Origin of the sequence: Actinomadura sp. WMMA1423 (genome assembly GCF_006547145.1) — a bacterium.
Taxonomy (GTDB): Bacteria; Actinomycetota; Actinomycetes; order Streptosporangiales; family Streptosporangiaceae; genus Spirillospora.
The window spans coordinates 9382406-9396088 of record NZ_CP041244.1 but is presented as its reverse complement, the minus strand read 5'-3'; the positions used below and the strand labels follow the sequence as shown (position 1 = coordinate 9396088).

14 protein-coding genes are annotated in these 13683 nt (G+C 74.5%); 6 read left to right on the top strand and 8 right to left on the bottom strand.

Annotation, left to right across the window (positions count from 1 at the left end; genetic code table 11):
• Nucleotides 1–101: 101 nt before the first annotated feature.
• The 3 genes from FKD65_RS43260 to bla form a co-directional block, all read right to left on the bottom strand.
• A complete protein-coding gene (locus FKD65_RS43260) occupies nucleotides 102–593 on the bottom strand; it encodes an Lrp/AsnC family transcriptional regulator (protein WP_141586027.1) in 492 nt (163 codons plus the stop codon).
• 76 nt (nucleotides 594–669) lie between these two features.
• The gene (locus tag FKD65_RS43255; RefSeq protein ID WP_141586025.1) at nucleotides 670–1932 is read right to left on the bottom strand and encodes an MFS transporter; all 1263 of its coding nucleotides are present in this window, start codon (nucleotides 1930–1932) and stop codon (nucleotides 670–672) included.
• Nucleotides 1929–2876, bottom strand: coding sequence for a class A beta-lactamase (bla, locus tag FKD65_RS43250; RefSeq protein ID WP_141586023.1), 948 nt, complete (start codon nucleotides 2874–2876; stop codon nucleotides 1929–1931). The genes FKD65_RS43255 and bla overlap by 4 nt, the downstream gene beginning before the upstream one ends.
• Nucleotides 2877–3193: 317 nt before the next feature.
• Here bla and FKD65_RS43245 point away from each other — a divergent pair, with 317 nt between their 5' ends.
• Nucleotides 3194–4822, top strand: coding sequence for a substrate-binding and VWA domain-containing protein (locus FKD65_RS43245; protein ID WP_168221391.1), 1629 nt, complete (start codon nucleotides 3194–3196; stop codon nucleotides 4820–4822).
• A 114-nt stretch (nucleotides 4823–4936) separates the two neighbouring features.
• On the opposite strand, the gene FKD65_RS43240 is transcribed toward FKD65_RS43245, so the two are convergent.
• The 5 genes from FKD65_RS43240 to gap form a co-directional block, all read right to left on the bottom strand.
• Nucleotides 4937–5308: an RNA polymerase-binding protein RbpA gene (locus FKD65_RS43240; protein ID WP_141586019.1), complete on the bottom strand. Its 372-nt coding sequence runs from the start codon at nucleotides 5306–5308 to the stop codon at nucleotides 4937–4939.
• Between the two features lie 81 nt (nucleotides 5309–5389).
• Nucleotides 5390–5632, bottom strand: coding sequence for a preprotein translocase subunit SecG (gene secG, locus FKD65_RS43235; protein WP_141586017.1), 243 nt, complete (start codon nucleotides 5630–5632; stop codon nucleotides 5390–5392).
• Nucleotides 5633–5773: 141 nt separating this feature from the next.
• Entirely contained in the window at nucleotides 5774–6574 is an 801-nt protein-coding gene (gene tpiA, locus FKD65_RS43230) for a triose-phosphate isomerase (protein ID WP_141586015.1), read from the bottom strand.
• A 3-nt stretch (nucleotides 6575–6577) separates the two neighbouring features.
• Nucleotides 6578–7765, bottom strand: coding sequence for a phosphoglycerate kinase (gene pgk / locus FKD65_RS43225; protein ID WP_141586013.1), 1188 nt, complete (start codon nucleotides 7763–7765; stop codon nucleotides 6578–6580).
• Between the two features lie 75 nt (nucleotides 7766–7840).
• Nucleotides 7841–8845 (bottom strand): type I glyceraldehyde-3-phosphate dehydrogenase, encoded by a 1005-nt coding sequence (gene gap / locus FKD65_RS43220; RefSeq protein WP_141586011.1) that lies wholly within the window; start codon nucleotides 8843–8845, stop codon nucleotides 7841–7843.
• A 222-nt stretch (nucleotides 8846–9067) separates the two neighbouring features.
• Between gap and FKD65_RS43215 the strand changes: the two genes are divergently transcribed.
• The 5 genes from FKD65_RS43215 (at nucleotide 9068) to FKD65_RS43195 (ending at nucleotide 13517) form a co-directional block, all read left to right on the top strand.
• Nucleotides 9068–9796 carry a hypothetical protein gene (locus tag FKD65_RS43215; protein WP_141586009.1) on the top strand — a complete coding sequence of 243 codons (729 nt, stop codon included), beginning with the start codon at nucleotides 9068–9070 and terminating at the stop codon, nucleotides 9794–9796.
• Nucleotides 9793–11085 carry a hypothetical protein gene (locus FKD65_RS43210; protein WP_141586007.1) on the top strand — a complete coding sequence of 431 codons (1293 nt, stop codon included), beginning with the start codon at nucleotides 9793–9795 and terminating at the stop codon, nucleotides 11083–11085. Before FKD65_RS43215 ends, FKD65_RS43210 begins: the two co-directional genes overlap by 4 nt.
• Nucleotides 11075–12277: a hypothetical protein gene (locus tag FKD65_RS43205; protein ID WP_141586005.1), complete on the top strand. Its 1203-nt coding sequence runs from the start codon at nucleotides 11075–11077 to the stop codon at nucleotides 12275–12277. The genes FKD65_RS43210 and FKD65_RS43205 overlap by 11 nt, the downstream gene beginning before the upstream one ends.
• Nucleotides 12278–12369: 92 nt before the next feature.
• Nucleotides 12370–12792 (top strand): hypothetical protein, encoded by a 423-nt coding sequence (locus tag FKD65_RS43200; protein WP_141586003.1) that lies wholly within the window; start codon nucleotides 12370–12372, stop codon nucleotides 12790–12792.
• Nucleotides 12780–13517 (top strand): heparinase II/III family protein, encoded by a 738-nt coding sequence (locus FKD65_RS43195; protein WP_141586001.1) that lies wholly within the window; start codon nucleotides 12780–12782, stop codon nucleotides 13515–13517. The genes FKD65_RS43200 and FKD65_RS43195 overlap by 13 nt, the downstream gene beginning before the upstream one ends.
• Nucleotides 13518–13683 lie beyond the last annotated feature (166 nt).

Below are 13683 nucleotides of genomic sequence, written 5' to 3'. Positions count from 1 at the left end.
AGCTAGGCGAACATGCGGGTTTGTACGCTCAGAGCCGTCGTTCATTCGACTCACCGACGCGAGCCCGTCATTCCTTCGGCGTCGGCGAGAAATGACACCGGTCAGCTGTAGCTCGTTCGCCCTTCCTGCCGGTGCGCCGCCGGAAGTTCGGACTGCTCGGCCGGCTGGACGTAGTCGTAGACGACGATGGTGCGGACGTCGACGTACTCCTTGCGCCGCGCCAGCCGGTCGAGGACGAAGTCGCGGAGGTAGGCGGTGCTCGGCACGGCCACGTGGACGAGCAGGTCCTCGTTCCCGGTCACGACGAAGACCCCGATCGCCTCGGGCATCGAGGCCATGCTGTCGCGGGCGGACTCGATGGCCTCGCGCGACTGCGGGCGGATCCTGATGGAGATCAGGGCCTGCACCCCGCGCCCCAGCCGCTCCAGGTCGACCGCCGCGTGGAACCCGGTGATGACGCCCCGCGAGCGCAGCGCCCGCGTCCGCTCGAGGGCGGTGGACGGCGCGATCCCCACCGCCTCGGCCAGTTCGCGGTTGGTCTGCCGCCCGTCCCGCTGCAGGCGCCGCAGGATCGCCTGGTCGACCGCGTCCATGGGGTTCCTCCGAACTGATCGGCGGACGCCGAACTCCCGCGCGGGAACCGCGCCCGGACGTCCCGTTCTCCGAAGATTATTCGCCCCGGGCCGGACCCGCCACCGTGCCCGCTTCCATGCCCCCGGCCCTCGCCGTGCCCGCCAGGGCCAGGAGCGCGCAGGCGCCGACTCCGGCGAGGGCCCACACCGCGCCCGCCGGGCCGAGGTCGAAGAGGCGGCCGATCACCAGGTCGCCCGCGAAGGAGAACATGCCGGCGCAGAACGCCATGACGCCGTAGTAGGAGCCGAAGCGCTCCGGCGGGGCGCGCCGCGCGGTGCGCTGGAAGACCGCCGGCTGGACGAGGCCGTTCGCGATCCCGTTGAGGACGGCCGCGATCATCAGCGGGCCGGGCCGCGTGCCGTCCAGCGCCGCGAGCACGAAGAACCCGGCCGCGGCGCACAGCAGGCCGAGGCGCAGCACCCACGGCCGCTCGCCGCGGCGCCGGACGGCGACGAACGGCTGGACCGCCGCCGCGACCATGGCCAGGAGGGAGAAGGACAGCGTCGCCACCGCGGGCTTGAAGCCGAGGAGCGGCACCGCCGTCATGATGTGGGTGGCGAGCAGCGTCGTGGGCGCGGTCAGCAGCGCGAAGTACAGGAACGCCCGGTCGCCGAGGACCGCCCGCACGCCCGCGAGGACGTCGCACGGGCGCGCCGGCGCGCTCTCGCGGCCCTTCCGCGGCACGAGCAGGAACAGGACCCCGGCGACCGCCCAGAGAGCGGCGGCCGTCCCCGTCAGAAGGGCGAAACCGGGTCCGAAGCCCAGCAGGAGCAGCCCCATCGGCGGTCCCGCGACCGTCGCCAGGTGCTGGGCGACGACATAGGCGGCGAAGCCGCCGGACCGGCCGCCGGGGCCCACGGACGCCAGCAGGCTGTGGGCCGCGGGGTTGTAGAGCGCGCCGCCGGCCGCGAGCGCGACGGCCGCGCAGAGCAGCGCCCCCACGCTCCCGGCGGACCCGAGCAGCACGAACCCGAGGGCGCGCACGGCGCAGGAGATCATCCCCGTCCGGCGCGCGCCGAGCAGGTCGGTGACCGTCCCGACCGGCAGGAGCAGCGCGAACTGCAGGCCCACCCGCACGCCGAGGACCAGCCCGACCGTGCCGGCCAGCAGCCCGAGGTCGTGCCGCAGGTGGGCCACGAGGTGGGCCATCACCGAGAAGAAGCCGAGGCTGGCGGCGAGCTGGATCGCCACGACCGCCGCCACCACCCGGCGGTCGGAGGGGCCGGCGGCGGGCGCGGGCGGCGGGCCGGAGGGCGCGGGCCCGGACGCCGGGGCGGGCGCGGGGACGGAGACGGTCACAGCCCCGCCCGGGAGAGGTCGGAGGCGACCAGCGCCGCGGCCTGCGCGATCAGCGCGTTCTTCGGCGGGGCGCCGTATCCCCGGCGGTCGGACATGACGGCCACCACGAGGGGACCGCCTCGGGGCGGCCACACGACGGCGATGTCGTTGGCCCGGCCGTAGTCGCCGGTTCCAGTCTTGCTCGCCGCCTTCCATCCCCGGGGCAGCCCCGCCTTCACGCGTCGGGCCCCGACGGCCGTGGCGCTGCGTTCGAGCCACCCGCGGACCAGAGCGCGCTTGGCGGGCTCCAGCGCGTCCCCGAGGACGATCGCCCGGTAGTCGGCGGCGATCGCCCTGGGGGTCGTGGTGTCGCGGGGGTCGCCCGGGCGCACCCTGTTCAGCTCGGGCTCGTAGTCGTCCATGCGGCTGACGGTGTCGCCGAGCCCCCGCAGGTAGGCGGTCAGCCCGGCCGGGCCGCCCGCGTCGCGCATCAGCAGGTTCCCCGCCGTCCCGTCGCTGTACCGGATGGCGGCGTCGCACAGCTCCCGGACGGTCATGCCGGTGGCGACGCGGTCCCTGGTGATCGGTGAGATCGAGTCCACGTCGGCCCTGGTGTAGGTGACGCGGTCGTCGAGATGGCCGAGCGGGTTGCCGTGCAGGACCGCCGCGGCCGCGAGCGCCTTGAAGGTGGAGCAGAACGCGAAGCGCTCGTCGGCGCGGTAGGCCACCTCGGCTCCGGTCCCGGTCGCCAGCGCGTACACGCCGAGGCGGGCGCCGTGCCGGCGTTCGAGCGCCGCGAACCGCGCCGGGTCCGGCGACGCGGCCGATCGTCCGGCGGGCGAGGGCGTCGTGAGGGAGGGCGTCGCGGAGGACGGGTGATCCGTCTCGCCGCATCCCGCCAGCGGCAGGAGGGCCGCGGCGGCAAGCAGCGCCCGCCGGGACGGGCCCGACTGCTCGGACGGCATGCGGAGGCACCTGCTTTCCCGGGCGGAGGGCGGACGCCGCCCAGCAGACCAGAGCCGCACTCGCGGCGTCCAATATGGATATCCCTCGTGCCGCCATACCGATGCGGATATCAGAGCTGGTCAGGGCCGGTCCGTCGGGGCGCCGGCGCGGAGACCGGCGATTCCGCCGATGCCGGTGGGGCGCGTGGGTCCGACAATTGGCGGCTCACAGAACCCGGCGGGGGCGGTCGCCGCCGGAGGGCGCCAGGGTCGGCGGGGAGGCGAGGTCGGACGTGAGCGGAGCGCATCGAGGGAACGTACGGCGGGGGCGCCGGTCCATGACGGCCGCGGCCGGGGCGGTGAGCGGGGCGGTCCTCGCGGCCGTGCTCGGGACCTCGGTGTACGCGCTCTCGGAGACCCGGAGCTGCTCCGGGCCCGTGCGGACGCTGGACGTCGCCGTCGCGCCCGAGATCGCCGGGGCGGTGTCGGCGGTGGGCGCCGGGTTCAACCGCCGGGGGCACCGGGTCCAGGGGCGCTGCGTGCGGATCGCCGTGCGGGCGGCGGGCCCGGCCGGGGTGCGGGCGCTGCTGGCCGGGGAGATCCCGCCCGACGCGGGCGTCCGCCGCCCGGACGTGTGGGTGCCCGACTCCTCGCTGTGGCCGCGCATGCTGGCCGCGCCGCCCGCCGTCGCCGGGTCCGCCGCGCGCTCCCCGCTGGTGGCGGCGCTCCCCCGCGCGGAGGCCGCCCGCGCGGCCGGGTCGTGGCGCAGGGTGCTGGACGCGGCCGTGCCCGGCACGAGGGAGTCCCGGTCGTTCCGGCTGACGGTGGCCGACCCGGCGCGCACGGGGACGGGCCTGGCGTCGCTTCTCATCGTCGACGCCCGGTACGGGAGGGCCGCCGCCCCGTTCGCGGCGTTCGCGCGGGACGTGCGCGAGCACGTGGCGCGGGACCCGGAGGCGCAGTTCGCCGCCCTCGCGCGCCGCGGGTCCGGCCGCGTGCCCGTCCTGCTGACGTCGGAGCAGGCCGTGTGGGCGCACGACCGCTCGAACCCCTCGGATCCCGCCGAGGCCGTCTACCCCCGCGGCGGCACCCTCTCCCTGGACTATCCGGTCACGCTGCCCTCCGCCGACCCGGCCGCACGGCTGTTCGGGCGGGCACTGCGGTCCGGCGCGGCCCGCGAGGCGTTCCGGGCCCGCGGCTTCCGCGACCCGGACGGCGCCCCTCCCCCGGCGTTCGGCGGGGCCGGGGGCGTGGCGGCGCGGCGTCCGCCGGAGCTGCCCGCACCGGACGGAGCCGACGTGGTGCGGGTCGCGCAGGCCTGGGCGCGGCTGGCGCTCGCCTCGCGGATGCTGTCGCTGATCGACGTGTCCGGATCCATGGCGCGGCGCGTGCCCGGCACCGGCCTCACCCGGCTGCAGGCGATCGCGCAGGCGTCGCAGCGGGGCCTGGCGCTCCAGCCCGACGACACCGAACTCGCCCAGTGGATCTTCTCGACACGGCTGGACGGCGCCCGGGACTGGCACGAGAACGTGCCGATGGGGCCGCTCGGAGGCCGGATCGGGTCCGCGACCCGCAGGCAGCGGATCCTCAGCGCCCTGGCAGCGCTGCGCCCGATGCCGGACGGCGGCACGGGCCTGTACGACACGCTGCTGGCCGCCGTCCGGTACATGCGCCGCACGTACCGGCCCGAGATGGTCAACACCGTGCTGGTGTTCACCGACGGCCGCGACGACGACCCCGGCGGCCCGGCGCTGCCCGCGACGCTGTCGGCCCTGCGCGCGGAGCGCGACCCGGCCCGCCCGGTGCAGATCATCGTGATCGGGTTCGGCCCGGACGTGGACACCGCCGAGCTGCGCGGGATCGCGGACGCGGCCGGCGGCAGCGTCTACACCGCGCACGCCCCCCAGGACATCCTGCGGATCTTCGGGCAGGCCACCGCCCGCCGCCTCTGCGCCCCGGACTGCTGATCACCGGCCGCGGGAGCGCCCCGGCCGGGAGGGCTCCCGGCCGGGAGGGCCGGAAACGAGGCACGGCCCGGCCCCTGGTCGGGGACGGGCCGCACGGTGCCGCCGCGGCGGGCGTCAGCGCGCCGCGGCCTCCATGGCCTGCCGGACGGCGGCGCGCTTCTGCCGGAGCTTGGCGAGCGCCTCCTCGAGGATGGCCTCGCCGTCCTCGTCGCTGCGCCGCTCCTTCACGTAAGCGAGGTGGGTCTTGTAGGGCTCCGTCTTCGGCGGAGCCGGGGGGTTCTCGGAGTCCTGGCCGGCGGGGAACCCGCAGCGCGGGCAGTCCCACGTGTCGGGGACCGCGACGTCCGTCGCGAAGCTGGGGCGGGTCTCGTGCCGGTTGGCGCAGTAGAAGGTCACCCAGACTCGGGGGGCGGCGTCGCCGCGCTCCGCCTCTCCCATCGGACCGGCCCCGACACGGCTGCCCCGAATCGCGTTGCCACTACCCACGGATTACTCCTCGCTTGGTGTTCCGCCGCCGCCCGTGACCTTCGAGGACGGCGCGGCGCTCGCATGTGTTGGACGGGCGGCTCAGCCGACGCCCTTGTGCTTGAACAGCAGCCCGAGCACGATGACCGCGGCGAACCAGATCACGCCGACGCCGATGGTCAGCCGGTCGAGGTTGCGCTCGACCACCGACGACCCCCCGAGGGACGAAGAGACGCCGCCGCCGAACATGTCGGACAGGCCGCCGCCCTTGCCCTTGTGCATCAGGACGAGGACCACCATCAGCAGGCTCGTGACGATGAGCACGATGGACGTTGCGATGATCACGTTTCTTCAGCGCCTTGTCTGTAGTTCAGGACAGGGGGTCGAGCCGGACCGGGCGTTTACCCGTCAGCTACGAAGGGTACGACGAAGTCTCCGCTGGTTCGGCAAGAACCCCTGGTTCCCCACGGAATTGATCAGTTTTGATCAGACCGGCAGATCCCGGTACCGGCAGATTTTGACGAACTCGCCCGGGTCCAGGCTGGCACCACCGACCAAGGCGCCGTCCACGTCGGACTGCGCCATGATCCCGGCGACGTTGCCGCCCTTGACCGAGCCGCCGTACAGGATACGCGCCTCGTCGGCCACTCCGCCGTCGTACAGCTCGGCGAGCCGCGTGCGGATGGCGGCGCAGACCTCCTGCGCGTCCTGCGGGGTGGCGACCTCGCCGGTGCCGATGGCCCAGACCGGCTCGTAGGCGATCACGGTGCGCCGCACCTGGTCGGCGGGGATCTTCTCCAGACCGCCGTCGATCTGCGCGAGCACGTGCGGGACGTGCGCGCCGGCCTTGCGGACCTCCAGCCCCTCGCCCACGCACAGGATCGGGGTGAGGTCGGCGGCGAGCGCGGCCTTGGCCTTGGCGTTGACGACCGCGTCGTCCTCGGCGTGGTACTGGCGCCGCTCGGAGTGCCCGACCACGGCGTAGGTGCAGCCGAGCTTGGCCAGCATCGCCGCGGAGATCTCGCCGGTGTAGGCGCCGGAGGCGTACTGGGAGACGTCCTGCGCGCCGTACTGGATCGAGTACTTGTCGGCCTCGATCAGGGTCTGCACCGAGCGGAGCGCGGTGAACGGCGGGATCACGGCGACGTCGACGGCCTGGAAGTCGGCCTCCTTGAGCGCGAACGCCATCTTCTGGACGAGCGCGATCGCCTCGAGGTGGTTGTTGTTCATCTTCCAGTTGCCGGCCATCAGCGGCTTGCGGCCGGTCTGCGGGGTCGCGGGGGCCATCGGTCAGTCCTCCAGGGCTTGCAGGCCGGGCAGCGTCTTGCCTTCGAGGTACTCCAGGCTCGCGCCGCCGCCGGTCGAGATGTGGGAGAAGGCCGCCTCGTCGAAGCCGAGCCGCCGGACGGCCGCGGCGGAGTCGCCGCCGCCGACCACGGTGAAGGCTCCGGAGTCGATGAGGCCCTGAGCGACGGCGCGGGTGCCGTGCGAGTAGGGCTCCATCTCGAAGACGCCCATGGGGCCGTTCCAGAACACCGTCTTCGCATCGGCGAGGCGGGAGGCGAACAGCTTGCCGGACTCGGGGCCGATGTCCAGGCCCAGCCGGCCGGCCGGGATCGCGTCGGCGGGGACCACCGCGTGGTCGGCGTCGGCGGCGAACGCGTCGGCCGCGACGATGTCGACGGGCAGCACGAACTCGACGCCGGTCTCCTCGGCCCGCCGCAGGTACTCGCGGACGGTGCCGAGCTGGTCCTCCTCCAGGAGGCTTTTGCCGACCTCGTGGCCCTGCGCCTTGAGGAAGGTGAACACCATGCCGCCGCCGATCAGGATGCGGTCGGCCTTGCCGAGCAGGTTGTCGATGACTCCGAGCTTGTCGGACACCTTGGACCCGCCGAGGGCGACCGCGTAGGGGCGCTCGACGTCCTCGGTGAGCTTGCGGAGCACCCCGACCTCGGAGGCGATCAGCCCGCCGGCGGCGTGCGGGAGCCGCTTCGGCACGTCGTAGACGGAGGCGTGCCTGCGGTGCACGGCGCCGAACCCGTCCCCAACGTAGAGATCGGCGAGGGCCGCGAGCCTGTCGGCGAAGGCGCCGCGCTCGGCGTCGTCCTTGCTGGTCTCCCCCGGCTCGAAGCGCAGGTTCTCCAGCAGCGCGACGCCCCCGTCGGCGAGGCCCTCCGCGGCGGCCCGCGCCGAGTCGCCGACGACGTCGGACGCGAACGCGACCTCCGCGCCCAGCAGCTCGCCCAGGCGGGCGGCGACCGGGGCGAGCGAGAACTCGGGCTTGACCTCGCCCTTGGGGCGGCCGAGGTGGGCGCAGACGATGACCTTGGCGCCCCGGGCCCGCAGCGCCTCGATCGTCGGCAGGCTGGCCCGGATCCGCCCGTCGTCGGTGATCTGGCCGTCCTGCAGAGGGACGTTGAGGTCCGCTCGCAGCAGGACGCGCCGACCGGCGACGTCGAGATCGTCAATGGTGCGCATCGGGATGCGGTGTCCTTCCGTACACGGCCGCGCCGTGGCCGCGCGGACGCGCGGCCACGGCGGTGGCGGCTTCGGTTACAGCTGCGAGCCGACGAGCTTGACGAGGTCGACGAGGCGGTTGGAGTAGCCCCACTCGTTGTCGTACCAGCCGACGACCTTCACCTGGTCGCCGATGACCTTGGTCAGGCCGGAGTCGAAGATGCAGGACGCCGGGTCGGTGACGATGTCGCTGGAGACGATCGGGTCCTCGGTGTAGGTGAGGTAGCCCTTCAGCGGGCCGTCGGCGGCGGCCTTGAAAGCCTCGTTGACCTCCTCGACCGTCACCTCGCGGGACAGCTCGGCGGTGAGGTCGGTGGCCGAGCCGGTCGGCACCGGGACGCGCAGGGCGTAACCGTCGAGCTTGCCCTTCAGCTCCGGCAGCACCAGGCCGATCGCCTTGGCCGCGCCCGTGGAGGTGGGCACCACGTTCAGCGCGGCGGCGCGGGCGCGGCGCAGGTCCTTGTGCGGCGCGTCCTGCAGGTTCTGGTCCTGCGTGTAGGCGTGGATCGTCGTCATCAGGCCCTTCTCGATGACGAAGTTGTCGTGCAGCACCTTGGCCAGCGGGGCCAGGCAGTTGGTGGTGCAGGACGCGTTGGAGATCACCGTGTGGTTCGCCGCGTCGTACTTGTCCTCGTTGACGCCGAGGACGACCGTGAGGTCCTCGTTCTTGGCCGGGGCGGAGATGATCACCTTCTTGGCGCCGTTGTCGGCGTGCACGCGGGCCTTGTTCGCGTCGGTGAAGAACCCGGTGGACTCCACGACGATGTCGGCGCCGACCTCGCTCCACTTGAGGTTCGCCGGGTCGCGCTCCTCGAAGGCCTTGATGGCCGTGCCGCCCACGACGATCTCGTTCTCGGTGGCGCGCACGTCCTCGGGGAAGCGGCCGAGGATGCTGTCGTACTTCAGCAACTGGGCAAGGGTGGCGTTGTCCGTCAGGTCGTTGACCGCCACCACCTCGATGTCGGCCCCGGAAGCCTTCACCGCGCGGTAGAAGTTGCGGCCGATCCGGCCGAACCCGTTGATGCCTACTCGGATGGTCACGGAACGGCTCTCCTCGTACGTCGTATCGCCCGGTGCCAGCCGGGCTGTTACCTACGGTCGATCCGGGGTTCGATCCCCGTCTCAGACCCTATCCAATGACCCGCGGGTAGCCGGACACCGGTTTCGTGGGATCCACGGGTGAGCCGGGCTTCCCCCGGTCGGGGGATCGCCGGCCGGGCTCCGCTTTCACCAAAAAGGACGGTCATCACTACACTCCGGGCCATGTGGCGCGGATGGGCGGTTCTCCTGACGGGGCTGGTGGGAGCCGTGCTCCTCGCCCGTCCGGCCGGCGCCGCGCCCTCGCCGGCGCCCGCCGGAGCGGCGGGCCGCGCCGACGCCATCGCCGCCGCGCTCCGGCGCGATCCCGTCTACGTCACCGACCACGCGCCGCGCGCGCTGCCCCCCGACAGCGCCGCGCGCATCAGGGCGTCCGTCGCCCGGCTCGGCGCACCCGCGTACGTGGCGGTCACGCCGACCGTGGGCATCGGCCGGGAAGACCCCGCCGAATCCCTCGCGGCACTGCTGCGCGACCGTCTGGGCAAGGACGGGGTCTACATCGTGGTCGCCCCGTCCGGCGGCGACGGCGAGGTCCGGCAGTTCGGCGGTGCCCGCCGCCTCCCGCTGGAGGACGCCTGGCAGGCCGCCGAGTTCGAGACCTCCTACGACGCGAGCGCCCCGGAGGTGATCGCGCGGTTCGTGGACATCGCCCTGTCGGGGCACGCCAGGGAGCGCCGCGACCATCCGCGCCCGGCGCCGAAGTCGAAGGTCCGCGAGGCGCTGGACGCCGACGACGCGGCGGACCGCCGCGCCTCGCGCGTCGAGTGGGGCGTGTTCGGCGCCGGCGCCGCACTGAGCGGGGGCTCGATCCTCGCCCTGCTGGTCCGCCACCGCGTCCGGTCGGCCGACCGCGCCCGGCGGCCCGGGAAGAACGCAGCGAAGGCACGCCGATGAAGCGGTTCCCGGCGGCGCCCGCCGCCCTGGCCCTCGCCCTCTCGGGCCTCGCGGCGCCGCTCGGCACGGCCGCCGCGGACGAGCCGCCCCCGCACGCCTACCACCGGCTCGACCGGGTGAGCGCCGCGCTCGCGAAGGACCCCCTCTTCGTCGACCCGGACGTCGCGCGGGCGCTCGGTGAGGCCGACCGCGCCCGGCTCCGCTCGGCCGTCGCCGCGACCGCGAAGCGGCTCGGCACGCCGGCGTACGTGGTGGTGCTCCCGAACCCGGACACCTCGGAGTCGCAGGGCCGCGACGACGCGTTCCTGTTCATGCTGCACGACAGGTCCCGCCGCGACGGCCTCTACGTGATGGCCGACGCCCACGGATGGCTGGAGTCCGAGGCGTTCAACGTGCCGCGCCGCACCCCCTCCCCGCTGGACGAGGAGCCGGGCGAAGCGGGTCCGGCCGACGGCGAGCGCCCCTTCGACGGGCTCGCGGGACGGATCGCCCGGCGGCTGGACGGCTACGCGGCGGCGCCCTCGGCCTCCCCCACCCTGCCGAGGCTGTACTCCAGCCCCGACCCCTTCGGGCAGGAGAACACGCTGACGCCCGCCGAGCCGGAGATCAAGGCGCCGCTGCTGACGGGCCTCCTGCTGGCCGGACCGGCGGGGGCGGCGGTCCTGTACTGGCTGGGCCTCGGCGTCCTGGCGCTGCGCCGCGGCCGGCGGCCGCGATTCCCGAACCGGCACAAGCCCGGACGGCACGCCCCGGCGCGGACCTCACCCGGCACGCGCTGGCTGCGCCGCCACGGGTCCGGTGAGCTGGAGGCGCTCCGCCGCCTGCTCCTCACGGAGGGCGCCGAGCGAGGACGCCCTTATGCCGTCTCCGCCTACGACGCCGCCCAGATCCTCTACGACGACGCCAAGGACGACGACACCAAGGCGGTGGATCTGGTCGGCGCGATCGTCCTGGCCCGCCAGGGACGCATCGCCCTCGCCCGGAACGTCGCCTCCCCGCCTTCGCCGTGCCTGGTGAACCCGCTGCACGGCGGATCGGTCGTGCACTGGCGCGTCCCCAAGCTGGCGAAGGGGAACGACGCGCTGCCCAAGAAGCTGCCGCTCTGCGAGAGCTGCCGGCGGCTCGCCGAACGGGGCGCTCTGGGCGATCGGCACCTCCTGCGGATCCCGGGACCGGAGGGGCACCGGCCGCACACCCTCGTCCCGGGCGTGTGGCGCGACACGGCGTGGGGCGCTCGCGGCGGCAAGACCTTCCTCCCCCGTGTGATGAGGTACCTCGGTGTCGACTGAACCGTCCCCCGGCGAGCGGCTGGCCGCGGCGCTGCGCCGCTCCCCGATCCACGTCGACCCGTCGCTGGCCTCCGCGCTCCCCCCTGGGGAGCGCCGCGCGCTCATCGCCAAGTTCCGCAAGGCGCCCGCGCCGGTCTTCGTCGTGCTGGTCCCCCTCGTCAAGGGCGGCACGTGGACGGACGCCGAGCAGCTCGCGACCGTCGTCCACGACCGCCTCGGCCGCGACGGGATCTACATCACCTTCGACGACGACACCGAGGACCTGAGGGCGCGCGAGTGGGGCGGCGACCATCGCGCCGACCGCGCCGCCTGGGCGGTCACGCTGGACCGCGCCATGGACGACGCGCCGCTCGCCGCCCGGCTGTCCCGCGTCGTCGACCTCATCGTCTCCGGCAAGGGCCAGCAGGAGTACGACCGCGTCTCCGCCGAGATCGACAAGCGCTACAAAGCACGCCACGGCACCCACCCTCCCGCGGCCGGGACAGACGGGGGCGGGCTCGCCCTCCCGCTAGGCGCGGGCGCGGCCGCGGCGGCGGGCGTCGCCGGGCTCCTGCTGTGGCGGCGCCGCCGGATGGCGTCGGTCCGCCGCGAGGGCGAGGGGCTGCTGATGCCCCGCACGGTGTTCGCCACGGCGAACCGCGCCACCGAGGACCAGCTCCGCGAGCAGGCGTCCCGCGAGGTCATCGCGTTCGGGGAGCTGCTGGACGAGAGCACCGTCCCGACCTCGGACGAGCGGACCCGCGCCCTGATGGCCCGCGCCCTCGACGCCTACCAGGCGGCGGGCAAGACCCTGGACGCGGCGCGGGGCGTCCCCGACCTCGCCGGCGTCCTGGTCCTGCTCGACCAGGGCCACGACGCCCTCGCCTCCGCGCAGGCCGTCGCGAAGGGGCGGCCCGAGATCCCTCCCGTCCCTCTCTGCTTCTTCAACCCGCTGCACGGCGACGCGACGAGCGAGCTCGACTGGCGCCCCCTGGGCTCCCGCAGGCGCCTGCACGTCCGGACCTGCCGCCCGTGCGCCCGCGCCGCCCGCGAGAAGCGCCCCCCGGAGGTCCTCACCGACCGCCGAGACGGCCGCGAGGTCCCCTACTATGAGGCCGACCCGTCCCAGAGCATCTGGGCCGAAACCGGCTACGGCCAACTCCGCGAAGACCTGATCCACCGCGTACTGCGCGGCGACAACACCCAGCCCTGACCGTCGCCGGATGTTCACCCGCCCTTCACCGGCGGCGGACCGTCGCGAGAGCGCCTCACAACGGCCTCGACGGGCTGAACCCGGCGGCGCAGGTGCGCACGGGGCGGTTCGCCGCGCCGGGCACGGCCCCCGTCCGCGTCGTCCGCGGAACGCACGCGGACGTCGACCCGGACGGCGACCGGTCGTGGCAGCTCTGGTTCCACTCGCTCGAATGGCTCGGCGGCCTCCTCGGGGAGTACGAGCGGACGGGAGACCGCGCCGCGCTGGACACGGCCGCGGGCATCGCGAAGGACCGGCTCGCCGGCCACGCCCGTCCCGAGCGGTTCGACGCGCACCGGCGCGAGGCGGTCGCCGAGGCGGCCAGGTTCCGCCTCGGCGCCCTCGTGTGCCTCCGGCGGCACCTGGCCGCCCGGTGGCTGGACGAGGCGATCGCCTCCACGCGGAGTGGCCGGCCCGCCCGGAGCACTACTCGGGGCCCTGGAACCACGGCACCGACGAGTCGATGGCGCTCATGACGGCGGGCTGCGGCATCGGGCGGGAGGACCTCGCCCGGCTCGGCTACCGGCGCCTGCTCGACGCGAGCCTCGCCCCGCCCTTTGACGCGCGCCCGGCCGTCGACGAGGAGGGCGCCGGCAACGAGCAGTCCGCGCACTACGCCGTCTACGACCGGGCCCGGTGGCGGCTCGCGCTCCGGGTGATGCGCGCGTGCCGCCGCTCCGTCCCCGCCGAACTCGCCCGCCGGCTCCGGCTGCTGGACGAGTTCATCGCGTTCCAGATCACGCCCGGCGGGGACCTGCTCCAGATCGGCGAGTCGTACGCGGCCAGGGCGTCCGGGATCGGCTCCCCCGGAGCGGGCCCGATCAGGTACATGTCGACGCGGGGCGCGGAAGGCGCCCCGCCCGGGGAGCGGGCGCGGGTCTATCGCGCCGGGTACGTCATGGGCCGGTCCGGCTGGGGCTGGGACGGCCGCCCGTTCACCGAGGAGATGTCCTATACGGCGCGGTTCGGCCCGGGCCGCTACGCGCACGGGCAGAACGACCAGATGGCGCTGACCTTCCACGCGCTCGGCCGGGACGTCCTCGTTCCGAGCGGTCACATCGGCTACAGCGCCACGTCCTGGCGGAGATGGCCGGCCTCGCCGGAGGCGCACAGCACCCTCGTCGTGCGGGGCGTCCCGTCCGCGACGGCGCCGCGACGGCCCTGGTCGCGCACGCCTTCCGGCACGGCGCCGACACGTTGAACAGGCCATACCCAACGCTCTTGGACGTGCCACGCCATAGACCCTCTTGGAGTGGACCTGAGCTGGGACGCGGGTCGGGCGGCCGGAAGGCGCTCTAAGCGCCTGGAGGTCGCCCGACCCGCCGAGCCGGGCGACCGCAGCGCCACGCACCAAACCCGCACGGGCA